General features: G+C 68.1%; 22 protein-coding genes. 8 read left to right on the top strand and 14 right to left on the bottom strand.

What is annotated here, in order from left to right; genetic code table 11:
• Positions 1-65: 65 nt before the first annotated feature.
• Positions 66-686 carry a TetR/AcrR family transcriptional regulator gene (locus ACPCUW_RS12825; protein ID WP_063031564.1) on the top strand — a complete coding sequence of 207 codons (621 nt, stop codon included), beginning with the start codon at positions 66-68 and terminating at the stop codon, positions 684-686.
• A gap of 23 nt (positions 687-709) precedes the next feature.
• On the opposite strand, the gene ACPCUW_RS12820 is transcribed toward ACPCUW_RS12825, so the two are convergent.
• Positions 710-1,045, bottom strand: a complete 336-nt coding sequence (locus ACPCUW_RS12820) for a TfoX/Sxy family protein (RefSeq protein WP_063010291.1) — start codon at positions 1,043-1,045, stop codon at positions 710-712.
• Positions 1,046-1,183: 138 nt separating this feature from the next.
• Here ACPCUW_RS12820 and ACPCUW_RS12815 point away from each other — a divergent pair, with 138 nt between their 5' ends.
• From ACPCUW_RS12815 to ACPCUW_RS12805, 3 genes are all read left to right on the top strand, one after another.
• The gene (locus ACPCUW_RS12815; protein WP_423424961.1) at positions 1,184-2,884 is read left to right on the top strand and encodes a metallophosphoesterase family protein; all 1,701 of its coding nucleotides are present in this window, start codon (positions 1,184-1,186) and stop codon (positions 2,882-2,884) included.
• 101 nt (positions 2,885-2,985) lie between these two features.
• Positions 2,986-3,873, top strand: coding sequence for a TIGR03619 family F420-dependent LLM class oxidoreductase (locus ACPCUW_RS12810; RefSeq protein WP_423424960.1), 888 nt, complete (start codon positions 2,986-2,988; stop codon positions 3,871-3,873).
• 60 nt (positions 3,874-3,933) lie between these two features.
• Entirely contained in the window at positions 3,934-4,134 is a 201-nt protein-coding gene (locus ACPCUW_RS12805; RefSeq protein ID WP_423424958.1) for a hypothetical protein, read from the top strand.
• Between the two features lie 12 nt (positions 4,135-4,146).
• On the opposite strand, the gene ACPCUW_RS12800 is transcribed toward ACPCUW_RS12805, so the two are convergent.
• The 3 genes from ACPCUW_RS12800 to ACPCUW_RS12790 form a co-directional block, all read right to left on the bottom strand.
• On the bottom strand, positions 4,147-5,130 hold the full coding sequence (locus tag ACPCUW_RS12800) for an alpha/beta hydrolase (protein WP_064904124.1): 984 nt from the start codon (positions 5,128-5,130) through the stop codon (positions 4,147-4,149).
• Positions 5,131-5,317: 187 nt separating this feature from the next.
• Positions 5,318-5,764: a VOC family protein gene (locus tag ACPCUW_RS12795; RefSeq protein ID WP_423424956.1), complete on the bottom strand. Its 447-nt coding sequence runs from the start codon at positions 5,762-5,764 to the stop codon at positions 5,318-5,320.
• A 107-nt stretch (positions 5,765-5,871) separates the two neighbouring features.
• Positions 5,872-6,702 (bottom strand): helix-turn-helix domain-containing protein, encoded by an 831-nt coding sequence (locus ACPCUW_RS12790; RefSeq protein WP_423424954.1) that lies wholly within the window; start codon positions 6,700-6,702, stop codon positions 5,872-5,874.
• A gap of 117 nt (positions 6,703-6,819) precedes the next feature.
• Here ACPCUW_RS12790 and ACPCUW_RS12785 point away from each other — a divergent pair, with 117 nt between their 5' ends.
• The gene (locus tag ACPCUW_RS12785; RefSeq protein ID WP_423424953.1) at positions 6,820-7,884 is read left to right on the top strand and encodes an aldo/keto reductase; all 1,065 of its coding nucleotides are present in this window, start codon (positions 6,820-6,822) and stop codon (positions 7,882-7,884) included.
• A gap of 287 nt (positions 7,885-8,171) precedes the next feature.
• Here the strand turns inward: ACPCUW_RS12785 and ACPCUW_RS12780 are convergent, their stop codons facing one another.
• The 6 genes from ACPCUW_RS12780 to ACPCUW_RS12755 form a co-directional block, all read right to left on the bottom strand.
• Positions 8,172-8,888 (bottom strand): sirohydrochlorin chelatase, encoded by a 717-nt coding sequence (locus ACPCUW_RS12780; RefSeq protein WP_423424951.1) that lies wholly within the window; start codon positions 8,886-8,888, stop codon positions 8,172-8,174.
• Positions 8,885-10,111: a uroporphyrinogen-III synthase gene (locus tag ACPCUW_RS12775; RefSeq protein ID WP_030515982.1), complete on the bottom strand. Its 1,227-nt coding sequence runs from the start codon at positions 10,109-10,111 to the stop codon at positions 8,885-8,887. The genes ACPCUW_RS12780 and ACPCUW_RS12775 overlap by 4 nt, the downstream gene beginning before the upstream one ends.
• On the bottom strand, positions 10,108-10,500 hold the full coding sequence (gene nirD, locus ACPCUW_RS12770; protein WP_030515983.1) for a nitrite reductase small subunit NirD: 393 nt from the start codon (positions 10,498-10,500) through the stop codon (positions 10,108-10,110). Before nirD ends, ACPCUW_RS12775 begins: the two co-directional genes overlap by 4 nt.
• 65 nt (positions 10,501-10,565) lie before the next feature.
• Positions 10,566-13,193, bottom strand: coding sequence for a nitrite reductase large subunit NirB (nirB, locus tag ACPCUW_RS12765; RefSeq protein WP_423424950.1), 2,628 nt, complete (start codon positions 13,191-13,193; stop codon positions 10,566-10,568).
• Positions 13,194-13,219: 26 nt separating this feature from the next.
• The gene (locus ACPCUW_RS12760) at positions 13,220-14,698 is read right to left on the bottom strand and encodes a nitrate/nitrite transporter (RefSeq protein ID WP_227463199.1); all 1,479 of its coding nucleotides are present in this window, start codon (positions 14,696-14,698) and stop codon (positions 13,220-13,222) included.
• 315 nt (positions 14,699-15,013) lie between these two features.
• On the bottom strand, positions 15,014-16,261 hold the full coding sequence (locus tag ACPCUW_RS12755; protein ID WP_423424948.1) for a CynX/NimT family MFS transporter: 1,248 nt from the start codon (positions 16,259-16,261) through the stop codon (positions 15,014-15,016).
• A gap of 65 nt (positions 16,262-16,326) precedes the next feature.
• On the opposite strand from ACPCUW_RS12755, the gene ACPCUW_RS12750 reads away from it, so the two are divergent.
• Both ACPCUW_RS12750 and ACPCUW_RS12745 read left to right on the top strand, forming a co-directional pair.
• On the top strand, positions 16,327-16,995 hold the full coding sequence (locus tag ACPCUW_RS12750; protein ID WP_030515987.1) for a FadR/GntR family transcriptional regulator: 669 nt from the start codon (positions 16,327-16,329) through the stop codon (positions 16,993-16,995).
• 188 nt (positions 16,996-17,183) lie between these two features.
• Positions 17,184-18,650 (top strand): MFS transporter, encoded by a 1,467-nt coding sequence (locus tag ACPCUW_RS12745; RefSeq protein WP_104366531.1) that lies wholly within the window; start codon positions 17,184-17,186, stop codon positions 18,648-18,650.
• Between the two features lie 50 nt (positions 18,651-18,700).
• On the opposite strand, the gene ACPCUW_RS12740 is transcribed toward ACPCUW_RS12745, so the two are convergent.
• The 3 genes from ACPCUW_RS12740 to ACPCUW_RS12730 form a co-directional block, all read right to left on the bottom strand.
• Positions 18,701-19,552 carry a TIGR02569 family protein gene (locus ACPCUW_RS12740; protein ID WP_030515989.1) on the bottom strand — a complete coding sequence of 284 codons (852 nt, stop codon included), beginning with the start codon at positions 19,550-19,552 and terminating at the stop codon, positions 18,701-18,703.
• A 171-nt stretch (positions 19,553-19,723) separates the two neighbouring features.
• Positions 19,724-20,923 (bottom strand): adenylyltransferase/sulfurtransferase MoeZ, encoded by a 1,200-nt coding sequence (gene moeZ, locus ACPCUW_RS12735; protein WP_064904133.1) that lies wholly within the window; start codon positions 20,921-20,923, stop codon positions 19,724-19,726.
• 221 nt (positions 20,924-21,144) lie between these two features.
• The gene (locus ACPCUW_RS12730) at positions 21,145-22,122 is read right to left on the bottom strand and encodes a DUF3152 domain-containing protein (protein ID WP_063010459.1); all 978 of its coding nucleotides are present in this window, start codon (positions 22,120-22,122) and stop codon (positions 21,145-21,147) included.
• A gap of 429 nt (positions 22,123-22,551) precedes the next feature.
• Here ACPCUW_RS12730 and ACPCUW_RS12725 point away from each other — a divergent pair, with 429 nt between their 5' ends.
• Positions 22,552-23,214: a TetR/AcrR family transcriptional regulator gene (locus tag ACPCUW_RS12725; RefSeq protein ID WP_030515992.1), complete on the top strand. Its 663-nt coding sequence runs from the start codon at positions 22,552-22,554 to the stop codon at positions 23,212-23,214.
• 219 nt (positions 23,215-23,433) lie between these two features.
• Here ACPCUW_RS12725 and ACPCUW_RS12720 read toward each other — a convergent pair whose 3' ends face one another.
• Positions 23,434-23,661 carry a DUF3107 domain-containing protein gene (locus tag ACPCUW_RS12720; protein ID WP_030515993.1) on the bottom strand — a complete coding sequence of 76 codons (228 nt, stop codon included), beginning with the start codon at positions 23,659-23,661 and terminating at the stop codon, positions 23,434-23,436.
• Positions 23,662-23,719 lie beyond the last annotated feature (58 nt).

Here is a 23,719-nt window from a genome sequence, read left to right as displayed (position 1 = left end):
GCACACACGGTAGCACTCACTGGACACAGCGTCCAGTGAGTGTGCGGGCGTCTATCATCGACGTCATGCCTTCGGAATCGACCGCCCGGCGCGGGTCGCTGCGCGATGAGCAGAAGCGGGCGACGCGGATGCGCATCGTGGAGGAGGCGCGGCAGTTGTTCGTGCGCGAGGGCTATCTGGGAGTGCGCGTCGACGACATCGCGGCCGCGGTCGGCTGCAGCCGCGCCACGTTCTATCTGCACTTCACCGGTAAGACCGAGGTATTGCGGGCGATCGCCGAACAGGGCACGCTCGCCAGCGTCCAATTCTTCTACCGGGATCTGGATCGGGTCCTGGCCACCGGTTCCCGCGCGGAGTTCACCACGTGGATGCGCCGGGCCATCGAATGGTTCTTCGACAACAAGGATCTACTCCCCGCGTGGGACGAGGCGACCGCGCTCGAGCCGGAGTTCCGCGACCTCGCGCGCGAAGGCATCATGCAGCTCGCCGACGGGATGCCGGCCTATCTGGCGCGCTGGCCCGAGGCCCGCCGCGACGAAGCGCGCCTGCGCATCGAGCTCCTGGTGGCGCAGCTGGAACGCTTCTTCACCCGGTGGGCGATGCAGGGCACGATCGAGGTCACCGCGGCCGCGGCTGCCGAAGTCCTCACCGATATCTGGTTCCCCGCCCTGCAGGCACCCGAATAGCGCTGGCGGACAACGTCTTCCGGCTATTTCGGCGGTAACGTCCGGGCATATCCGAGCCCACGGTCCAGCCAGGTGTGCAGCACCTCGTCGTCGTCGAGATACTCCGGCGCCACCCGCAGCCAGTTCCGCATCTCCCGTCCGCCCATCACCATCGGCGCGACCGCGGAGCCGTCGATGAGGTCCTCGGCCTGCGCGGGATCGACCCGGACCAGCAGTCCGCCCTGCCCGCTCGCCGCCACCGCCATATTGCCGCCGACCAGGAAGGCCAGCCCGCCGAACATGCGCTTTTCGACCGTCTCGGTCACGGCGGGCCCGAGCAGGTCCCGGATCCGCTCCGCCAACTCCTCGTCATAGGCCATACGGCATTCTCACACCGGGCACCGACAGGTTCGGCTGCGATGCCGAGGCGGCCCGTCCGAAGAATTCACCGAGAATTCGCGCCCGTGGGAACCCGCAGCGGTTGCTCCGGTCCGATGGTTGGACCAGCATCCAACCTCATGCGGAATCGCTTGAATCCTGCCGGTGACATCCCCGATACCGGAATCCCCGAGCAGTTGGCCGCCACCATGACGATGGCCGAACAGCACGAATGGCATCGGGGATATCTGCGGCGGCATGCGGTGTCGCGGCGGAACTTCCTGCGCGGTTCGGCCGCGGCCGCCGCGGTGGCCGCCGTCGGCACCTCACCGTTCGCGGGGCGGGCCTATGCCGATCAGGCGCAGCTCGCGGTGGGCGGCCGCCATGTCGGCTACGGCCCCGACGCCGCCAGCCAGTTGCGCTTCGCCGCGCAGCTGTCGCGTAATCCCAGCGGCACCAAGGTCTTTCTCGATCACGGCCCGACCCCGGCGCTCGGCGCGAGCGTCGAGGCGGAGGTGCGCGATCTGGTGACCCAGATCCCCACGAGCGACAGCGGCGTCCTCGCCGCCGAACAGTTCTACGTGCACGCGCCGGTCGACGGCCTGCCCGGACGGCTGCCGCATTTCTACCGGTGGCGTACCTCCGACGGATTCGTCGGTGACATCCGTGCCGCGTCGACCGCCATGCCGAGCGTGCGCAACGCGGTACTGCCCTTCCGGTTCACCATGATGGGCGATCAGGGCACCGACGACACGCCCGCCCAGCCGGCGGGCGTCGCTCCGGGCGACTACGACGACAAGTACTACAAGCCCGACAACGACCCCGCGGTCCCGCACGCGGACAACGTGATGCGTCAGATCGTGGCCTGTCAACCGGATTTCCATGTGCTGGCGGGTGATATCGCCTACGCCGACCCGTCGGGCGCCGGGAAGAAGCCGCGATACGTCGCCGCCGGCGGCAAACTGCCCGACGGATTCGACAAGTTCAATCCGTACGTATGGGACGTGTATTTCGGCGCCATCGAATCCAGCGCCTCGACTACGCCGTGGATGTTCGCCACCGGCAACCACGACATGGAGGCCGCCTACGGCACCCACGGATACGGCGGCCACCTCGCCCGCCTGGACCTGCCGGCCAACGGGCCCGCGGGCTGCCCGTCGGCGTACTCGTTCACCTACGGCAATATGGCGGTGCTCTCGCTGGACGCCAACGACGTCTCCTACGAGATCAAGGCCAACACCGGCTACTCGGGTGGCGCCCAGACCAGCTGGGTGGAACGAACTCTCGCGGACTACCGCGCGAATCCGAATATCGACTTCATCGTCTGCTTCTTCCACCACTGCGCCTACTCGACCACCGACTCCCATGCCAGCGACGGTGGCCTGCGTGATGCCTGGTGCGCGCTGTTCGACCGCTACCAGGTCGACTTGGTGCTCCAGGGGCACAACCACATCTTCGAGCGCACCGACCCGATCCGCGGCGGCCGCCCGACCAAGGCGGCGGGCGACAATTCGATCGTCTACCCGGACGCGGACGGCACCGTCTACTACACGGTGGGCGGCGGCGGACGTCCCCGCTACGGCTTCCAGCCCGGCTCACCGGAGACCTACCGGGGCCACGAGGTGCCCGACACCACGGTGCCCAACAGCTACGTGTGGACGCCGGCGGGCAGCAAACAGGACGAGGCCGCGCCCTGGTCGCGGGTGCGGTTCCGCAACTACTCGTTCATCCGGGTCGACGTGCGCCCGGGATTCTTCGCCAGCGAGATGGACGTGGTGGCCGTCGACGAGTACGGCCGCGAATTCGACAAGGTGACCTATCGCCGGCAGGTGGGTCGCTGAACGAGGGCCGGGTCAACCCGCCGGCCCGCTGAGTCGTCGCGGACGGCCGCTGACCGGGCCGCCGGGACCCCATCCGGCGGCCGGCGGCCACCATGGCGGTCATGCGTTTCCATTTCGCCGAGGCCGGCGGGGACCCCGCGCACTGGGTCGACCTCGCGCGGGCCGCGGAACAGGCCGGCTTCACCGGCGTCTGCCTGGCGGACAGTCTGGCCTATCCGCGCGACGGTGACCCGCGCTACCCCTATACCGCCGACGGGCGGCGAGAGTTTCTGCGCGGCAAGCCCTTTGCCGAACCGATGATCGCGGCCACCGCGATCGCCACGGCTACGACCACGCTGCGCGTCACACCGTTCGTGCTGAAACTGCCGGTGCGCCCGCCCGTGCTGGTGGCCAAACAGGCCGCGACGCTGGCGGTGCTGAGCGGCAACCGTCTCTCGCTGGGAGTCGGAATCAGCCCGTGGCCACAGGATTTCGCCATGATGGGCGTGCCGTTCGAGCGGCGCGGCGCACGACTGGACGAAGGTATCGATATCGTGCGCGGCTTGTGTGGCGGCGGCGAGTTCGCCTATCACGGCCGGGTGTACGACCTACCCGCCGTGGAGATCAATCCGGTTCCCACCGCGTCGATTCCGATCCTCGTCGGCGGGCACAGCGAGGCCGCGCTGCGGCGCGCGGTGCGTCGCGGCGACGGGTGGATGCACGCGGGCGGGACACCCGGGGAACTGGCCACGCTCCTGCGCCGCCTCGCCGAATTGCGTTCGGAATACGAAGCATCCGCATCGGCGCGGACCTCCGAATTCCAGGTTCACGTGGTAGCGCGCGACCCCTTCGACACCGCGGGTATCGCAGATCTGGCCGCCTCGGGCGTCACCGATGTGATCGTCGGATTCCGCAGTGTCCACGACGCCGCCCCGGATACCCGGGGTCTCGCCGAGAAGGTCGACACGATCACCCGCTACGGCGAGACCGTCGTCACCGCCTGCCGATAGGAGAGATATGGCCGACCGTTCTGGGATACCGCCATCGCCGAGAGCGATATCGCGTTCCGGATGCGCGACTCCTACGCCTGCGGCGCCGAGGTCGCCTTCGTCGGCACCATCACCAGCGTGCGCCGGGAGGTCACGGTCGAGGTCGACGGAGTGTTCACCTATCGGGTGGACGCCGACGGCCGCATCGCCGCCCTGCGCGCGTATTGGGAACTCGACCGGGCTCGCCGCACCACATCCGATCCCGCGGAGACGGCCGGCTGACCGGAATCCGGCCTACACTCCCAGCGCCGGGGCGAAGACCGACCACGAGTCGTGCAGATCGTCCTGCCAGTACACCCACGCGTGGGTGCCGTTGCGGTGCACGACGGTCGCCGGAATGCCCAGGGCGGCAAGGCGACCGGTGAGCTGTCCGGTGCAGGAGTCGACGACGCTCTCCATCACGCCGCCGACCGCGACCCGGTTGGCCAGCGCGCCCGCGTTGCCGCCGATCGAGGGATCGGCGAGGGTGTCGTGCACGCCGGGCACCCCGTTGCCCGAGGAGATGTAGAGGGCCGTTCCGCGCAACCGATCGGCGTTCACCACCGGATCGTGAGCGGCCCAGTCCGGATCACCGGGTATCCCCCACATATTCCCGGCATTCGCCCCGAAGACTCCGAGCTGCGAATACACGTACGCCTGCGGAATCGGGCCGTTGGTCAGCGGACATCCGCTGTAGGCGCCGACCGCCTGGTACAGGCCAGGCGCCCCGATCGCCAGATCGAGTGCCGAGGTCGCCGACATCGAGGTGCCCGCGACGGCATTGCGGCCCGTCATCTGGAACCGTGAGTTCAGCAGCGGCGGCAGCTCCCGGGTCAGGAATGTGGTCCATTCGTTGCGACCCAGGACCGGATCGTCGGACTTCCAGTCGGTGTAGTAGCTGGCCCGCCCACCCATGGGGACGATCACGTTGACCGGTTTGTCGGCGAAGAACTGCGCGACGTCGGTGCGGTTGGTCCACGGCCCGCCGTCCTCACCGCCGTCGACGGCGTTGAGCAGGTACAGCGCCGGCGCCGCGAAATCCGGATGCGACATCCACACGGTGATCTGCTTGTTCATCGCCGGGGAATAGACCACCACCGAATATTGGCGACCGCCCAGCGGATGGACGTCGACGATGGCGGGCGCGCCGGGATCCGCCGAGGCGACCGCGGGCACAATCGCGGCAATCGAGGCGAACGCGGCGAACAGGACAGCAAAACAGCGCGGGAGCCGGTGCATACGCGGAGTATTCCACCCTGTCGCGGTCTCCGCAGCGCACTCGGCAGGTGTGTTCACCGGAAGCCTCTGCCCGCAGGCGGCGACCTGCGCGGTTCCGGCACTCGCGGTCCGCATCCGCCGGGCTATCTTCGCGCGCGTCCGCACGCCACCGCCGGGACGGGTCCGGCGGTGACGTGCGCGGAGCCGGTCAGCCGGCGGCGACGGCGTCCCGGATCGCGGCAATATCGATCTTCGACATGGTCTGCAGCGCGGCGCCGGCCGCCGCCGCGTGCTCGCCGCCCATCAACGCCGGCAACTCGGCCGGCACGACCTGCCACGACAGGCCGTAGCGATCGGTCAGCCAGCCGCACGGCCCCGGCTTGCCACCCACGGTCAGAGCCGCCCACAGCCGGTCCACCTCGTCCTGCCCGTCGACCACCAACTGAATGGACGCCGCATCGGTGAAGGGGTGGCCGGGTCCGCCGTTCATCAGCGTGAGGGCGTGTCCGGCCAGATCGACCTGCACGATGAAGGCCGATCCGTCGGGGTTGCGAGTGACGCCGGTGATGCGGGCGGCGGGGATGTGCTCGGTGTAGAACCGGGCGGCTTCCTCGGCGGCAGTGTCGAACCAGAGGAAGGTGCTGATGTCGGTCATGATCGCTCCTGGGGTGTGTGTCCAACTCGCTGTCACCCCCTGGTCGAGGCCGATCCCGCACATTCGACACAGTTCGCGAATCTTCTCGAGATCTCTTTTCGCCGGTCCTACTCGGCGGCGAGCCGATCCAGCGCCGCCCGACTCGATTCGTCGGCGGCGCGGTAGATGATCAGCCGCTGATCGGGATCCTGCAGCGGCATCAGCGCTTCGTAGGCGACGGTGACCGCACCCACCCGAGGGTGGTGCATCGTCTTGCGGCCCCGGCCCTGCACCCGCACATCTCTGCGCTCCCACAGTTCGGCGAATTCGGCACTGCCCGTGCGGAATTCGTCGATGAGGTCGGCCAGGACGCGATCGTCCGGGTGGGCGGCCCAGGCGGCGCGCAGTCCCGCGATGCCCTCGCGCACGGTTCGTTCGCGGTCGGCGTAGAAATCGCCCATCCCCGGATAGAGAAGGCACAGCCACATGGAGTTGCGATGCCGGGGCGGCAGCGTGTCGAAATCGAGTAGCAGCCGCGACATCTCGCGGTTCCAGGCCAGGATGTCGTAGCGGTGGTTGAGCACCATCGCCGGGAGCGGCGCCAGATCCGCGACCAGCCGGGCCAGCTCCGGTGAGGCCGTGGTCGCCGGCTTGCCGTCGTCCGGTGGCCGCTGCCGGGCCAGATCGAACAGGTACATGCGTTCGTCGGGAGCCAGGCGCAGGGCCCGCGCGAGCGCGTCGAGCACCTCCGGCGAGGGCCGCAGTCCGCGCCCCTGTTCCAGCCGCACGATGTAGTCGGTGCTCACACCGGCCAGATCGGCGACCTCCTCCCGGCGCAGGCCCGGGGTGCGGCGGGAACGGCGGCGCAGCGGCAGGCCGAAATCACTCGGATCCAGTCGTTCGCGCCGGGTGCGCAGAAAGGCCCCCAGTTCCTGTGTCGCTTCCACGGTGCCGGTCATCGCTGTCGATCCTACGACGAGGCTGGTACCGGCGATCCCAGGAAAAACCTTCCCTTACCGCGCCCGTCCCGGCCGCGCAGACTTGCGGTCGAGATCGAATCCACACAGGAGGAAGATATGGCGCTCACTCTCGACACCTATCGGCTGCTCGGCCGGTCCGGGCTGCGGGTCTCCCCGCTCGCGCTGGGCACCATGACCTTCGGGGCCGACTGGGGCTGGGGCGCCGAGCGCGACGAGGCGCGCAAACTGTTCGACGACTACGTCTCGCGCGGCGGCAATTTCATCGATACCGCCAGCGTCTACACCAACGGCAGTTCCGAGCGGCTGCTCGGCGAATTCACGCGCGACAATCGCGAAAGCCTGGTCCTGGCAACGAAATACACCATGCTGCGGCGGCCCGGCGACCCGAACTCCGGTGGCAACAACCGCAAGTCGATGTTCGCCTCGGTGGAGGCCAGCCTGCGCAATCTGAACACCGACTACATCGATCTGCTGTACCTGCACGCCTGGGACTTCACCACGCCGGTCGAGGAGGTGCTGCGCGGGATGGACGACTTGGTCCGGCAGGGCAAGGTGCTCTACGTCGCCATCTCCGACACCCCGGCCTGGCAGGTGGCCCGCATGCAGACCATCGCCGACCTGCGCGGCTGGTCTCCGCTGGTGGCGCTGCAGGTGGAATACAGCCTGATCGAACGCACCGTGGAACACGACCTGTTCCCCATGGCGCGGGAACTGGGGCTCGGCGTGATTCCGTGGTCGCCGCTCGGCAGCGGTGTCCTGACCGGCAAGTACAGCGCGGCCGATCTGGACGCCTCGGCGGCGGAATCGCCGGAGGGCAGCCGCAAGAACGTCGCGCTGGCCAACGGTTCGCTGACCGCGCGGGGCCTGGCGATCGCCGAAGTGGTGAAGGAGGTCGCGGCGGAACTGGACCGGACGCCGGCGCAGACCGCACTGGCGTGGACGCTGCGGAATCCGGCGGTGACCGCCCCCATCATCGGCGCCCGCACCCCGGCTCAGCTCAGCGACAACCTGGGCGCGCTGGATGTGGAATTCGATGCGGCACACCTGGCTCGACTGGACGCGGCCAGTGCCGTCGAACCCGGATTCCCGCACAATATGCTCGCCCGCGCGATGACCGATACGGTGATCAACGGCGACCTGACGGTCGTCCGGCGCGCCTGACTCGTACGCCGTGCCCCTGCGGTCCGGCCACCACACCGGCCGCGGGGCCCGGGCCGGGCAGCGGCGTGACCCCCCACGCAGGCCGCGCACCGGGCCGCACCCGGACCCGCGGGGTCATACGCGGACTGCGCGCGAACTGCGCACCCAACAGGGACCTCCCCGATTCCGAATAGCCTCGCGTCCTACCGGCATGCAGGTGCCGCGGCGACGGGGGCTTCGCCGATGGTCCCGGCGTCCGATGCGGCGCCCGGAACCTCCGCGTCGCCGTAACTGTGTTTCTCGGCGAATCAGGCTGCGGTGGTGAGGAATTCGGCCGCCGCGGCGCGGTAACGGTCGACCAGCAGGCGCACCACCGCCGGATGCGCGCCGAGCGGTTCGGCGACTCCGTCGGCACCCGCCTCGCGCAAGCGTTGCTGGAACAGCCCGTGTGCCAAGAGGTACGAGCCGACGAACACCCGCTGCGCGCCGGATTCTCGCAGCGCGGCAACGACTTCCGGCACCCTCGGCTCACCGGTTGCGATATAGGCCGTACGAACCGCGACGCCCAGCTCCTCCGCCAGCATGGCCGTCGCCCGCCGCACATCGTGGCGCGCCCGCGCGTCGGAGGATCCGGCCGCCGCGAAGACCACCGCATCGCCGGAACGCATCCCGGCCTCGTGCAACCGCATCCGCATCACCCGGGCCAGCATCGGGTCCGGGCCCATCGCGGGAGTCACCACGACATCCGGATGCCCGCTGTCGCGCACCTCGCGCGGAACATCCTGGTAGACGTGATATCCGGAGGCGAGGAAGGCCGGAACCACCACGGCCGGAACACCCTTCAGCTCGCGCAGCACCTCGGCGGGTGTGGGGCCGAGCACGTCGACGAAGGCGGTCCGCACCGGCACGTCGGCACCGGTACGTCCCAGCTCCGCACGCATCGCGTCGGCCACCGCGGCGATCATCTGCACCCCTGTCGCACTGCGGGTGCCGTGCGCCACCAGCACCAGCGCGGGGGCGCTCACCAGACCCCCGCCATGGGCGCGGGTCGCTGCGGACGCAGCGAGGGGGCGTAGCCCACCGGCGGGCGGGTGTTGTTGTCGACGCATTCGGCGGGGTCGAGAGCGAGCCGATAACCGCGCTTGACCACCGTCTGGATCGCCTTCGGCGTACCGAGACCCGCACGGAGACGCGCGATTCCGGTCTCCACCGCGTGGGTGTCGTCACCGCCACCGGGCAGCGCCGCCAGCAGATCCTCCCGCGACACCACCCGGCCGGGCTGGCGGGCCAGTGCCCGCATCAACGCCATCGGCGCGGGAGCGAGCTGGCGCACCGAACCGTCGACCACGACACAGCCGCCGCGCACGCTCAATTCGTGCCCGGCGGCGTGAATTCGATTGGCGCGCCGGGGAAGTTCCTCGGCGACGTGGCGGGCCAGCGCCCCGAGGCGCGCCCGGCCCGGCATGGACGTCGGCACTCCGAGTTCCTCGAGCGGCGCGGCGGTGATCGGGCCGACACACGCCGGCAGCACGCGGGAACGCATCGCCTGCAGGACGCCCTCGAGCAGCCCGGTTTCCTTGGCCCGCATCAGCATCGAGGCCACCGCGGGCGCGCTGGTGAATGTGACGCAATCCAATGCCGAGGTGACCACGCCCTCGATCAGGCGGTCCATCGGCACGCGGTCGTCCGGTGGCACCCAGCGGTACACCGGCACCGGCACGACATCGGCTCCGGCGCAACGCAGTACTTCACAGAAGTCGGGTACCGGCTCCCATTCGGTGGTCGCACCGTGCAACTGCACCGCGATGCGCACGCCCTCGACACCCGCCGCCAGCAGGTGATCGAGCACCTCGGCCGACGATTCGGAGGCCGGCGACCATTCCTCGCGCAATTCGGCGGCGCGGATCGCTCCCTTGGCCTTGGGACCACGGGCCAGCAATCGCGTGGAAGCCAGTGTCTCCCGGAGGTTTTCGGCCAGACCCCAACCTTCGGCCGCCTCCATCCAGCCGCGGAATCCGATGCCGGTGGTGGCGACGGCGATCTGCGGCGGATCGGCGACCAACTGCCGGGTGACCCGCTCCAGCTCGGTGTCGTCGGACAGCGGGATGATGCGAATCGCCGGGGCGGAAACGATATTCGCGCCTCGGCGACTCAACAGCGTGGCCAATTCGTCGGCCCGGCGGGCGGCCGTCACACCGATGGTGAAGCCGTCCAGGGGTTTCAATTCGGTGGGTCGCGCTTCGCTCACGGCGTACCGCCGTACTGCACCGGTTCGTTGGACACCGCGACGACCCCGTCGACAACGCGCACGCCGTAGACGGGCAGTGCGACCGAGTCGTCCTCGAGGCAATGGCCGTCCAGCAGGGAGAACGCCTGCTTCAGCAGCGGCGACGCGACGACCGGCACACCGGCGCGGTCACCGACGATGCCGCGCGACATGACCGCCGCCCGCCCGAACGGATCGATATTGCCGACGGCATACAGCGTGCCGTCGGGCAGCAGGAAGAGCGCGGCCTGCCGTCCGCCTCTCAGTAGCACCGCCACGCCGCGGCCGGGGATCAGATAATCGAGCCGGCAGGCCGAGGTCCAGCCGGTGGTGGTTGCCGGTGCGAAGCCCGGCGTGTCGATAACGGTCATCGGTAATCTCCTCCGAACGCCTTACCTAATAGGTACCGGTGTCCTGTTTCCGCACGATTACGTGGCTATTTCCCGGGCGTGGCAGTTGCGGCCGGCATGGCGGGAAGTTCGGGCATACCGTGTCCATCGCGGCCTGCCCGGTGCCCTCCGTGGTTACGCAGGCTGCCGCCTCCGGGCACGTCGGGCAGGCCGAGCAGAACCGGCGTCTTGCGCTCCCCGCTCTCGTCGAAGGCGATCGTCGGATCGGCCTCCTCGGGCGCGTTGACGAAGGTGACGAAGCGCGAGAGCTTCGCGGGATCCTCCAGTACCGCGGCCCATTCGTCCTTGTAGCCGGCGACGTGGCGGGCCATGCTCTCCTCCAGTTCGGCGGCGATGCCGAGGGAGTCCTCGCACACGACCTGCTTCAGATGTTCGATGCCGCCCTCGAGTGATTCCTGCCACGGCGCGGTCCGCTGCAGCCGGTCGGCGGTGCGGATGTAGAACATCAGATAGCGGTCGATGTAGCGGATCAGCGTCTCGTCGTCGAGGTCGCCGGCCAGCAGCACCGCGTGCTTGGGAGTCAGGCCGCCGTTGCCGCCGACGTAGAGGTTCCAGCCGTTCTCGGTGGCGATGACGCCGACATCCTTACCGCGCGCCTCGGCGCATTCGCGGGCACAGCCCGAGACCGCCAGCTTCAGCTTGTGCGGCGAGCGCAGTCCGCGGTAACGCTTCTCCAGCAGCACCGCCATGCCGACCGAATCCTGCTGGCCGTAGCGGCACCAGGTGGAACCCACGCAGCTCTTCACGGTGCGCAGCGATTTGCCGTAGGCGTGGCCGGATTCCATCCCCTTGTCGACCAGTCGCTGCCAGATCTGCGGCAGCTGCTCGACCCGCGCGCCGAACAGGTCGATGCGCTGACCACCGGTGACCTTGACGTAGAGGCCGAAATCCTTGGCGATCTGCCCGATTTCGATCAGCTGCTCGGGCGTCACCTCACCGCCGGGCATCCGCGGCACCACCGAATAGGTGCCGTTCTTCTGCAGGTTGGCCAGGAAGTGGTCGTTGGTGTCCTGCAGCGCGGACTGCTCACCGTCGAGGATGTGGTCGCTCGAGGTCGAGGCCAGGATGGAGGCGACGGTCGGCTTGCAGATATCGCAGCCGATTCCGGTGCCGTGCTTGGCGATCAGTTCCGAGAAGGTGCGGATGCCGGTCACCTGCACGATCTGGAACAGTTCGGACCGCGACTGGGTGAAGTGCTCGCACAGCGCCTTCGACATCTCCACGCCGGACTGCTCGAGCAACTTCTTGATCATGGGAACGCAACCGCCGCAGGAGGTTCCGGCGGAGGTGCAGCTCTTGACGCCGGCGATATCGCAGGCGCCTTCGTGAATAGCTCCGACGATGGCCCCTTTGGACACGTTGTTGCAGGAGCAGATCTGCGCCTCGTCGGGCAGGGCGTCGGCGCCCAGTTCGGCGCCCGCGGGCGAGATGAGCGCGGCCGGTTCGGCGGGCAGTTCGCTGCCGACCAGCGGGCGCAGCGCCGCGTACTGCGAGGCGTCGCCGACCAGGATGCCGCCCAGCAGCGTCTTGGCGTCGTCGGAGATCACCAGCTTGGCGTAGGTGCCCTTGGCGGCGTCGTGTAGCACCACCGACAGCGCGCCCTCGGTGGTGGCGTGGGCGTCACCGAAGCTGGCCACGTCCACACCGAGCAGTTTCAGCTTGGTCGACAGGTCGGCGCCCGGGAATTCGCCGGCGCCGCCGAGCAGCCGGTCGGCGACGATCTCGGCGGTGGTGTAACCGGGAGCGACCAGGCCGTAGCAGGTGCCCTCCACGGCCGCGACCTCGCCGACGGCGTAGATGTTGGGGTCGGAGGTGACCATGCCGAGGTCGGTGAGCGCACCACCGCGCGGCCCGATCTCGAGTCCGGCGTCGCGGGCGATCTGATCGCGCGGGCGCACACCGGCGGAGAACACCACCAGCGAGGCGTCGATCACCGACTCGTCGGACAGCGAAACCCGCAGGCCCGCACCGTCTTCGGCGGGTTCGATGGCCGAGGTGCCGACCCCGGTGTGCACGTGCAGGCCCAGATCGGTGACCAGCTTCTCGAGGATCGCGCCGCCACCCTCGTCGACCTGCACCGGCATCAGCCGCGGCGCGAACTCGACGACGTGCGGCGTCATTCCCATGAGCCGCAGGGCATTCGCCGCCTCCAGACCGAGGAGACCACCGCCGACGACGACACCGACCGCACCGGGGCCCGCGTTCTGCGCCGCGGCGCGGATGCCGTCGAGGTCCTCGAGGGTGCGGTAGACGAAACATTCGGGGCGGTCGTGGCCCGGTACCGGCGGCACGAACGCATACGATCCGGTCGCGAGAACCAGTGCGTCGTAACCGATCACGTCACCGGAGGAGGTGGTCACCTTGCGGGCGGCGCGGTCGATCTCGTCGGCGCGCACGCCGAGGCGCAGATCCACCAGCGCGTCGCCGGCGTATTCGTTGCCGGGCAGGGCGAGCGCGCTCTTCTCCCAGGCGCCGACGTAGGACGACAGGCCGACGCGATCGTAGGCGGCCTGCGACTCCTCGCTCAGCACCACGATCTGCCAGCGCCCGGCCTCGTCGCGGGAGCGCAGCGCCTCCACGAACCGGTGCCCGACCATGCCGTGGCCGACAACCACCACGGTCTTGCGCTGCGTGGGTTCGACTGTCGTGTTCATGACTGTCCTCCGATGCTTTCCGATGGTCAGGCGCGAGCCGAGGTGGTGGACTGGGTGGTATCGGTTTCCGGCGACCGTTCGGCCTCGAGCACCAGGGCCTCCGCCTCGGCGACGACACCGGAACCGCTTCGCGGCGAACGCATTCCGGGCCGACGCAGGAAGACCGACCAGACGACGGTCGCGCAGACGACGTAGAAGCCCAGGAACACCCAGAACGCGGTGGTGGCGGAATTGGTGGAGGCGTAGGAGGAGCGCAGCACCAGGTTGATGGCCACCCCACCCAGGGCGCCGATCGCGCCGACGAAGCCGATCAGCGCGCCCGAGGTGTTGCGCGACCAGGCGGCCTGCTCCGCGGGGCTCACCGGGAGGCTCTTGGACTTCGCGTCGAACACCGACGGGATGATCTTGGTGACCGACCCGTTGCCGATGCCCGAGAGCACGAACAGGGCGATGAATCCGCAGACCAGGGCGACCATGGTCGCCCCCGAGGCCACGCCGCCGTTGTGGTCGGCGGCCACACTGGAGACCGCGACCACGACCGCCGCGACCATCATTCCGGCGAAGCCGGCCAACGTGACGCGGCTGCCGCCGAAGCGGTCGGCCATCTTGCCGCCGTAGGGGCGGGCCAGCGAACCCAGCAGCGGGCCGATGAAGGCGATCTGCGCGGCGTGCAGACTCGCCTGGGCGGCCGAATCACCCCCGGCCTTGAAGCCGATCTGCAGAATCTGGCCGAAGGCGAAGCTGAAGCCGATGAACGAGCCGAACGTGCCGATGTACAGGAAGGCGATCGCCCAGGACTGCGGAACCTTCAGCGACTCCAGCATGTAGCCCAGGTCGGCCTTCTGATTGCGCAGATTGTCCATGTAGAGCGCGGCGCCGAGTCCGGCGATCGCGATGAACGCGAGGTACACCAGGCAGACGACCGACGCGTACGAATTGCCGAGCGTGGCGATCACCAGCAGGCCGATCAGCTGGATCACCGGGACGCCGATATTTCCGCCGCCGGCGTTCATGCCGAGCGCCCAGCCCTTGAGCCGCTGCGGGTAGAAGGCGTTGATATTGGTCATCGAGGAGGCGAAGTTGCCGCCGCCCAGGCCCGCGAACGCCGCCACCACCATGAACGTGGTGTAGGACGTGCCCGGCTGATTGATGAAGTACAGCGTCAGCAGCGTCGGGACCAGCAGCATCAGCGCGCTGAAGATCGTCCAGTTGCGGCCGCCGAAGCGCGCGGTGGCGACGGTGTAGGGAATGCGCAGAATGCCACCGACCAGCGTCGGCATGGCGACGAGGAAGAACTTTCCGGCGGCGTCGATGCCGAACTTGTCCGTCGGCATGAACAGCACCATCACCGACCAGATCGACCACACCGAGAATCCGACATGTTCGGCGACGACCGACCAGATCAGATTGCGACGGGCGATGTTCTTGCCGCCGGCCTCCCAGGCCGCGACATCCTCGGCATCCCACTGCTCGATGTCGTGGTTACGCGTCAGCGTGCTCAACAGGGCCTCCTGAAATCCGGTTGGCCCCAAGGTAGGAAACGGGTATTGCCGCGATGCTGCGCCACATGACGCGCAAATCAACGGTTGCTCACGAATTCGGCGATTTACCGGTGAGAACCGGGGCATTGTTTCGCCCATATGACACAACGGTTTCCGTGCGTCACAAAGTACCGACGCTCACACACGAACTCGGTGAGGTCGATGCCGGCGAGTGGTCCGGGCCACAATAGTCGGGCGTCGGCTCACATCATGGACAGAAGCTCACCGCGGCGCAACCCGAGCGGTGAAATTGCCGAAAGGTCGCGGCCCCGACGCCGATCAGTGCCAGGTGTCCTCGAGCATGCGCGGCTTGCACGCCTGCCAGGCACCGGCCACGAGCACCAGGACGGCGACCGCCAGCAACGCGAAGGGCGCGCCCCACCCGCCGACCGCACTGTGCAGCACACCGAACAGCAGCGGACCCACACACGCGACGGTGTAGCCGATGCCCTGGGTGAAGCCGGACAGCGCCGCCGAACCGGCCTGGGTGTGGGTCCGCAGATTGATCAGCGTGAGCGCCATCGGGAAGGTGCTCGGTCCCATGCCCAGCAGCAGCACCCACAGCCAGGGCGCGCTCATCGGCGCGATGAGCAGTCCGGCGAAGGCGGCGAAAAACGCGATGGCGCAGACGATCACGACCGGAAACGGATTGCGGATACGGGCGGTGAACGAGGGCGCGGTCAGCGCGGCCGCCAAACCGATGAAGGAGAAGAAGGCGACCATCGTGCCGCCGTAGGCCGCGTCGGCGCCCGCATCGGCGAGAATCTTGGGCAGCCAGGTGAACATGGAATAGGTGATCAACGAGGTCATACCGAACATCGCGGCCATCCCCCACGCCAGCGGCGAACGCCGGATGTTCCCGGCGCGCGCGGGCTGTTCGCCCGGCACCTCGGCGAGCGCGGTGGTGTCCACACGATCGCGGCCGCGCCGCTCACGCAGCACACCCAGCCACGGCACCGCGGCCGCGAAACCGAGCAGCGCCCACAACCCGAGCGAGACCCGCCAGCCAGCCGCGTCCGCGACCGGGACCGCGATCAGCGCCGGCACCACGGTGCCGATCTGCACCATCGTGATGTACACCGAGCTCAGCACCGCCAGCCGATCGGCGAAATAGCGCTTGACCAGCGGCGGAATCACGACATTGCCGATGCCCATACCGGCCAGCGCCAGCGCGGACAGACTCAGCAACTCCCAGGTGTCGGGCACCAGCGCCCGGGTGAGCTGCCCGGCCCCGGCCATGCACATGGCGACCAGCGCGGTGCGTTCCAGGCCCAGCCGGCGCACGAAGATCGGGGTGATCAATCCGGCCAGCGCGAACATGGCGGTCGGGATCATGCCGAAGACACCGACGATGGCCGTGGAATAGCCGATATCGGCGCCGATCCGCTCGGCGAGCGGGGTGAAGGCGGTGACCGCCACACGCAGCGTGAGCGCCGAGACGACGATCGCGACCAGGACGAGAATCCGGCCCTCGGCCAGGCCGCGGCGCCGGATATCGGTAGTCGACTGCAGATTGGTAACCGTCACCGAGAAATCATAGGATGATTGGATGAAAGCGAGCAACAAATGTGAGGAGGGGTACTCTGTTGGCCGTGCAACCAGTCCGGCGCACCAGCCTCATCGCTCAGGTCACCGAACAGCTGCGCGCTGAAATCCGTTCGGGGCGTTGGCCGATCGGTTCTCGCATCCCGACCGAGCCGGAACTCACCGAATTGACCGGCACCGGCCGCAATACCGTGCGCGAAGCGGTGCAGGCGCTCGTACACGCCGGCATGCTCGAACGCCGGCAGGGTTCGGGCACCTACGTCATCGCCGCGTCCGATCTGGGCGGCACCCTCACCAAATACTTCGCCGACGCCGTGGAACGCGACGTCCTGGAACTGCGCCAGGCCCTCGACGTACAGGCCGCCCGGCTGGCCGCGCAGCGCCGCGACGACAACGACGTGCAGACCCTGCTGCGCTTGCTCGACCGGCGCAGCCAGGTCTGGGATACCGACAGCACCGCGGCGGTCGACGCGGACGTGGCCCTGCACCGCGCGATCGTCGCGGCCAGCCACAACACCGTCTACCTCGAGTTCTACGATTCGCTGCTGCCGGTGATCGAGGACGTGATCCGTTCCCGCACAACCAAATACGGCAACCAGTATCACGACGAACACGCCGAACTGGTCCACGCCGTGATCGACGGCGACTCCGATCGGGCCGCTCGCGCCGCCAACTGCTTCCTCGGCTCGCTCATCGCCGAATACCCCGAACGGTGACGGATTCCGCCGCAGGTAAACGATTCGTCACCGTGGCGCCGGTCGCGGGGTGAGCGAGTGTTGCTGCGAACGTCACGGAGCGTGAATCGGACGTAATTTCGCCTTCCTACCGTGGATGCGACCGCCGGACCCGCACCTCAGGGTCCCCGAGATGAGGGCGGTCGCACCCCAGCGAGAGGAACGCGCCGATGACTACCACCGACGCCGCGATATCGGCCACCGCCGCTCCCGACTTCCACTATCGAGCCCGCGGCCGCTGGCTCGATCACTGGGAGCCCGACAACGAAACCTTCTGGGAGAACGGCGGAAAACGCACCGCCCGTAAGAATCTCGCCTTCTCGGTCTTCTCCGAGAATCTCGGATTCAGCGTCTGGGTGCTGTGGGCCAGCGTGGTCACCGCCATGGGTTCGGCGGGCTTTCATTATCTGAGCGGCCCCGACGCCGTCGCCAATTCGCTACTGCTCACCTCCACCCCCACACTCGTCGGCGCCGCGTTGCGCGTGCCCTACACCTTCGCCATCCCGAAATTCGGTGGCCGCGCGTTCACCGTCTTCAGCGCGGGAATGTTGCTGCTGCCGACGCTGGGCCTGGTCTATTTCGTCAATCAGCCCGGCACGCCGTTCTGGGTGTTCATGGTGCTGGCCGCGCTCGCGGGCGTGGGTGGCGGCAATTTCTCCTCGTCGATGGCGAATATCAATTTCTTCTATCCCGAGGGGAAGAAGGGCGCCGCGCTCGGAATCAACGCTGCGGGCGGCAATATGGGCGTTGCGCAGACCCAGCTGCTGGTGCCGCTGATCATCACCCTCGGCACCCATCTCATGGCCAAGGATCCGGCCGGTTACCGGTTCGGCATCACCCTCGCGGTGCTGGTGTGGATTCCGTTCATCCTCGTCGCCATGTTCGGCGCGCTGCGGTACATGGATTCGATCACCGGCGCGAAATCCGACGGCAGCTCCTATCGGCTGGCCCTGACCAATCGGCACACCTGGATCATGGCGGTGCTCTACATCGGCACCTTCGGATCGTTCATCGGCTTCTCGTTCGCCTTCCCCACCCTGCTCAAATCCACCTTCCCCGACCTGGCGAAGATCGGCTGGATGTCCACGATCGGCAATCTCGCCTTCCTCGGCGCGTTCGTCGGATCGCTGAGCCGGCCGTTCGGCGGCTGGATCGCGGACCGGTTCACCGGCGCCCGGATCACGGTCTACGTCTTCGCCGGTATGGCCGGCGCCACCGCGCTGATCGTAGCCGCGCTCTCGGTGAAGAACTTCCCGCTGTATCTGATCTCGTTCCTGCTGCTGTTCGTGCTGTCGGGCATCGGCAACGGTTCCACCTACCGCATGATCCCCTCGATCTTCGGCGCCGAGGCCAAGCGCCGCGCCGCCGAACACGGCCAGGACCCGGCGACCGCGCTGGCCGCGGCCAAGCGGCAGGCGGGTGCGGCGATCGGTGTGGTCGGCGCGGTGGGCGCGGCCGGCGGGTGGGTGCTGCAGCAGGCGCTGCGGGAATCCAACATCCACTTCGGCGGGATGGCACCGGCCTTCTGGGCCTACGCCGTCGCCTTCCTGATGATGGGCGGGCTCACCTGGTGGTTCTATCTGCGCTCGTCGTTCGCCGTCGGGCGGGTGCCGTCACTGGCCCACGCGGGCATCTAGGACTCTCGTGTAACTGCGGGCTCGCCGGTCGCATCCGATCGGCGGGCCCGCTAGAGCATCAACCGGATCATGTCGGCGGTATGCGCCAGACCGGGAAACGCCTCCGCCGTCGACCGCGGATGCAGCGCGTGCACCGCGAGCCGGAACATGACCGCGCGCAACAACATCTGCGGCCACTCCGGCAGATCCGACCATCGCTCGAGCAGACCCGGATCCGCACCTCCCCAGGAGAGCGCGTCGACCACGATCACCCCGGCTGCCCAGGACGCGGGCCGCCAGTAGGGGGTGATGTCGGTGAGCCCTGGCGCCTGGCCGTTCGCGAACAACACCGTGCCGAACAGATCGCCGTGCACCAGCTGCGACGGGATCTGCACCGGTTTACGCAGCGTCGCCAGCTGAGCCAGCATATCGATGCTGTGGCGGCCGTCCGGCGTGGTCACCGGCAGCATGCCGCCGGCTTTCAGGCTGCGCAGCGGCACCGACTCCCACGCGGCCCGGTCCGCGGCGACGAACACGTCGACATCGACCCACGGTGCGATCGGCTGCTGGACCAGGAAGCGCGGGCGCTCCAGCCGGGCGGTGGCGTGGTGCAGGCGTAGTGATACCGACACCACCTCGTCGTGGCGCGGTTCCGGGGTGCCGTCCATATAGGTATCGGCACGCCAGCCGGACACCACGTAGCGACCGTCGGTGGCGCGCACCGGCCGCGCCAGCCGCACCCCGTCCACCTGCAGTGTTTCCCGGACCTTCGCCGACCACGCCGCCCGGGCGTGGTCGGCCACCGGGCTGAGCACGACCTCTCCGCACCGCCACCCACCGTCCCAGTCGCCCAGCGCGACCGGGGACACTTCGCGCAGCCCGAAGGTGGCCCGCACATGCTCCGGAGGTTCGACAGATGTCACGGCCGTACCGTAACCCCGCTGCCCCGCCTCCCCGCGTATTCAGGCCATACGAGTCGTGAGCCACATACGTTGATCACAGGTCCTGCGTCGGAAATCTGTCCAGTGTCGGGCGTACCCGACGCGTTACCCCTGTACTCGCGAGATCAGTCGTCTCAGCGCCGAGACCTTTTCCTAGTACACCGGCAGGCTCTGGTCGACCTGGTTGGCCCAGGCGACGATTCCGCCCTGGAGGTGGGTCGCGTCGGAGAATCCGGCGCGCTTCAAGGCGGCCAGTGCCTCCGCTGAGCGGATGCCGGTCTTGCAGTGCAGGACGATCGGTGTGTTCTGCGGAAGTTCGGCGAGCGCCTCGCCGGACAGGATGCGGTCCTTGGGGATCAGGGTCGCGCCGTCGATGCGGACGATGTCCCACTCCACCGGTTCGCGGACGTCGATGATGGCGACGTCCTTGCCCGCGTCGAGCATGTCCTTGAGCTCGCGCGCGGTCACCGTGGAACCCACGGCGGCGGCCTGGCCCTCCTCCGAGACCACACCACAGAACGCCTCGTAGTCGATGAGCTCCGTGATGGGCTGACGCTCGGGATCGCGCCGCAGCTTGATGGTGCGGTAGTTCATATCCAGTGCGTCGTAAACCATCAGCCGGCCGAGCAGGGTCTCCCCGATGCCGGTGATGAGCTTGATGGCCTCGGTGACCATGATCGAACCGATCGACGCGCACAGCACACCCAGCACGCCGCCCTCGGCGCAGGACGGAACCATGCCCGGCGGCGGCGCCTCGGGGTACAGGTCGCGGTAGTTGATGCCGCGCTTCTCACCGTTCGGGCCGTCGGGGGCATCCTCCCAGAACACCGACACCTGGCCCTCGAACCGATAGATCGACCCCCACACGTACGGCTTACCGGCCAGCACGGCGGCGTCGTTGACCAGATAGCGGGTGGCGAAGTTGTCGGTGCCGTCGACGATCAGGTCGTACTGCGCGAACAGTTCGACCGCGTTCTCCGGCTCCAGGCGGATCTTGTGCAGCACCACCTCGACGCCGGAATTGATCTCCAGAATCGAATCGCGCGCACTGTCGGCCTTGCTGCGGCCGATATCGGATTCGCCGTGGATGATCTGCCGCTGCAGATTCGACGCGTCCACCTCGTCGAACTCCACGATGCCGAGCGTGCCGACACCGGCGGCGGCCAGATACAGCAGCGCCGGCGAGCCCAGACCACCCGCACCGATCACCAGCACCTTGGCATTCTTCAGGCGTTTCTGCCCGTCCATCCCGACATCGGGAATGATCAGATGCCGGCTGTAGCGGGCGACCTCATCCCTGGTCAGCTCCGCGGCCGGTTCGACCAGTGGCGGCAGGGACTGTGGTGATGACACGTCGCAGACTCCTCGAATCGAATTCGCCGTTAGGGCTGATCGGTGCAACGCGGCGAATCGGGCCGTTCTTCCCTGTGCCGCCTCTTTGCAACTTTAACGTGTCGCCGACTGCCGCGAGATTTGCCTGTCGGGCCGGCGGTTGGCTGCCCGCTCGGCGTAGCCCGTACCCGGCGAGTCACCCATGTACTCCCGAGATCAGCGGTGGCGTTGGCAAGCCGTTGTCACCCGCGGGGGTACGGCCAAGGGTTGAACCGGCATTTCTTCCCGTCCATCGGCACCACACCCTGCGGGTCCAGGGTCGCGATGTCGTTGTTGCGGGTGCCGAAGGTCTGCTGCATCATCACCGGCGCCAATCCGCCGTCGATCTCGCACGGCTGATGTTCGTGGTAGCCGATGGCGTGACCGACCTCGTGGTTGATCTGATACTGCCGGTAGGAGCCGATATCGCCCTCGAAAGCGGTGGCGCCGCGCACCCAGCGCACCTCGGAGAGAACCACGCGGCCCAGATCGGAGTTGTAGCAGGAGGAGTCGATCGGGATTTCGAAACCGCAGGCCGATTTGGTGGTCTGCCGGGAGGTCAGCGAGACCCGGAAATCCGGTTCGCCGTTGTCGATCCGGCGGAAGCCGAAGCGCGGATCGTGGGTCCAGCTCTTCGGGTTGGCCAGGGTGGCGTCCACCATCTTGGCCACCGAATCGTCCCCGCCGAGCGACGTGGTGTCGACTCCGTTCTCGACCTCGACGGTGTAGGTGAACAGATGCGCCTGACCGGCCCCGACCTGCGCCGATGCGCCGGGAACGATATGCCAGGTGCCCGCCGCGGTCTCCGTGAACGCCCCGCCCGCGGGCAGCGCGCCGGAGGGCGGATCGCCGGCGAACTTACCGTCGCCCTTGGGTGGTGCGCCGATGATGCCGGCGTTGCTGGTGTGCTGGCTGAGCCGGCCCAGGGCGGGGGTGGAGCCGCCGGAGGTGTCGGTACCCCCCTTGACGGCGTCCACGATCACCAGCACGGTGATGATCACCAGTACCGGAAGCGCGTAGGCCCGCCAGCCGTAGGTGGAGACGAACCGCCCCAGCGCGCTCTGCTTCTTCGTATCGCGTTCCGGCCGTGGCCGATTCGCCGCATCGTGGGCGCCGGTCGGATCCCATTTCGCACGCAGCGGTTGATGGGAACGATCGCCGTGGCCATTGCCGGAATACAGGCCGAGCGGATCGTAGAATTCGGAGCTTTCCGTAGGTTGCTGCCGGTCACGCCGACCGGTAGCGGCCGATTCCGCGCGCGCGGCCAGAACACCTGCGGGGCGAGGCGAATCGGGCCCGCCGGTCGTTCTGCCCCGTTGTTCGCTCACCCGAACAGATTCTCACAGGCCGTTCGGCGACATCTACGTACCTGCCGTTGACCGGCCGGGGTTGCGAGAAATCTCACCACTGTGCGAGATTTCTCACGGCGGCCAGTTACTGACAGGTTGCCAATAGGTGTGGAAGGTTATTCGAATACCACAACGGCAGGAACGGGATCGGCTTCCCAGCCAGTGCAGCCGACCCGCAGCGGGCTGCATCACGAACGAGTATCGTTCGTTGAATACCGTGCACATCCACGTTCCCGCCGGGAATCGACTGGGAGAACCGAAATGACTGACCTCGTGGACCGGATGACGTCCTCGCGACTGTCGTCCGAGGCCATGGCACCGAGCAAGCGCGGAACTCGCCTACCCCGGGAGGCGCGCCGTGCCCAGCTGCTCGCCGCGGCCAGCGAGGTCTTCGTGCTGCGCGGCTACCACGCCGCCGGCATGGACGAGATCTCGCAATGCGCCGGCGTCTCCAAACCCGTTCTGTACCAGCACTTTTCGAGTAAGCTCGAACTGTATCTGGCGGTCCTGCAGAACTACATCGACGCTTTGGTGTCGAGTGTCCGCCAGGCGCTGCGGTCGACCACCGACAACCGGCAGCGCGTCCGGGCCGCCGTCGCGGCGTACTTCGACTTCGTCGACCACGAAACCCAGGGTTTCCGACTGGTTTTCGAATCCGACCTGACCAGCGAGCCGCAGGTGCAGCGGCGCGTCGAACAGGCCACCGAGGCCTGCGTGGACGCGGTCTTCGACCTCGTCGCCCACGATTCCGGACTGGACCCCTACCGCGCCCGCATTCTGGCCGTGGGACTCGTGGGCGCCAGCCAGATCACCGCGCGCTACTGGCTCGAGGCGGACCGGCCGATCCCGAAGGAAGAGGCCGTCGACACCACCGTCCAGCTCTGCTGGGGCGGTCTTTCCCGCGTGCCGCTCTCCCAGCGCTGAGAGCGCTCCCCCGCCTCTCCGCGTATTTTGCGTACAAGTGAGTGCCGCGTAGGTTTCTGCCCGGTCCTGCGTTGAGTGCGCATGCGCCTTCTGGGCGTGCCCGGCGAGTTACCCATGTTCTCGGGAAATCAGGCAGACGTTTCGGCCCCGGCTTGCTTCGACAGCAGGCCGGGGCCTTTCGTTCATCATGCCCGCAGCTACTTCGACCGCGGGCGCCTTCTACACCGCGGCGAAACCCACGCGGCCGCTGGTGGAGGTGCCGATTTCGACGTAGGCCACCTTCGCGGCCTGGATCAGGTACTTGCGGCCCTTCTCGTCCTCGAGGGTCAGCACACCGCCCGAACCGCTCAGCGCGCCGGATACCAGCGCCTCGACCTCCTCCGGGGTCTGCGAGCTGGCGATGACCAGTTCCCGCGGGCTATCCGAAATGCCGATCTTGACCTCCACGGCCAACCTCCTAGAGTCCAGATGGTGTCGCTGCCCAGGCTAGTGCAGCGAACGGGTC

The organism is Nocardia sp. AB354 (assembly GCF_049538315.1).
GTDB lineage: Bacteria > Actinomycetota > Actinomycetes > Mycobacteriales > Mycobacteriaceae > Nocardia > Nocardia nova.
The sequence above is the reverse complement of the archived record's forward strand: the minus strand, read 5'-3'. Positions and strand labels throughout refer to the sequence as shown.

Coding starts and splice junctions, on each gene's coding strand:
- nirB (WP_423424950.1), bottom strand. CDS start 13,193: ATGAACACGACAGTCGAACCCACGCAGCGCAAGACCGTGGTGGTTGTC.
- ACPCUW_RS12815 (WP_423424961.1), top strand. CDS start 1,184: ATGCGGAATCGCTTGAATCCTGCCGGTGACATCCCCGATACCGGAATC.
- nirD (WP_030515983.1), bottom strand. CDS start 10,500: ATGACCGTTATCGACACGCCGGGCTTCGCACCGGCAACCACCACCGGC.
- ACPCUW_RS12810 (WP_423424960.1), top strand. CDS start 2,986: ATGCGTTTCCATTTCGCCGAGGCCGGCGGGGACCCCGCGCACTGGGTC.
- ACPCUW_RS12745 (WP_104366531.1), top strand. CDS start 17,184: ATGACTACCACCGACGCCGCGATATCGGCCACCGCCGCTCCCGACTTC.
- ACPCUW_RS12790 (WP_423424954.1), bottom strand. CDS start 6,702: ATGACCGGCACCGTGGAAGCGACACAGGAACTGGGGGCCTTTCTGCGC.
- ACPCUW_RS12825 (WP_063031564.1), top strand. CDS start 66: ATGCCTTCGGAATCGACCGCCCGGCGCGGGTCGCTGCGCGATGAGCAG.
- ACPCUW_RS12800 (WP_064904124.1), bottom strand. CDS start 5,130: ATGCACCGGCTCCCGCGCTGTTTTGCTGTCCTGTTCGCCGCGTTCGCC.
- ACPCUW_RS12820 (WP_063010291.1), bottom strand. CDS start 1,045: ATGGCCTATGACGAGGAGTTGGCGGAGCGGATCCGGGACCTGCTCGGG.
- ACPCUW_RS12785 (WP_423424953.1), top strand. CDS start 6,820: ATGGCGCTCACTCTCGACACCTATCGGCTGCTCGGCCGGTCCGGGCTG.
- ACPCUW_RS12795 (WP_423424956.1), bottom strand. CDS start 5,764: ATGACCGACATCAGCACCTTCCTCTGGTTCGACACTGCCGCCGAGGAA.
- ACPCUW_RS12725 (WP_030515992.1), top strand. CDS start 22,552: ATGACTGACCTCGTGGACCGGATGACGTCCTCGCGACTGTCGTCCGAG.
- ACPCUW_RS12805 (WP_423424958.1), top strand. CDS start 3,934: ATGCGCGACTCCTACGCCTGCGGCGCCGAGGTCGCCTTCGTCGGCACC.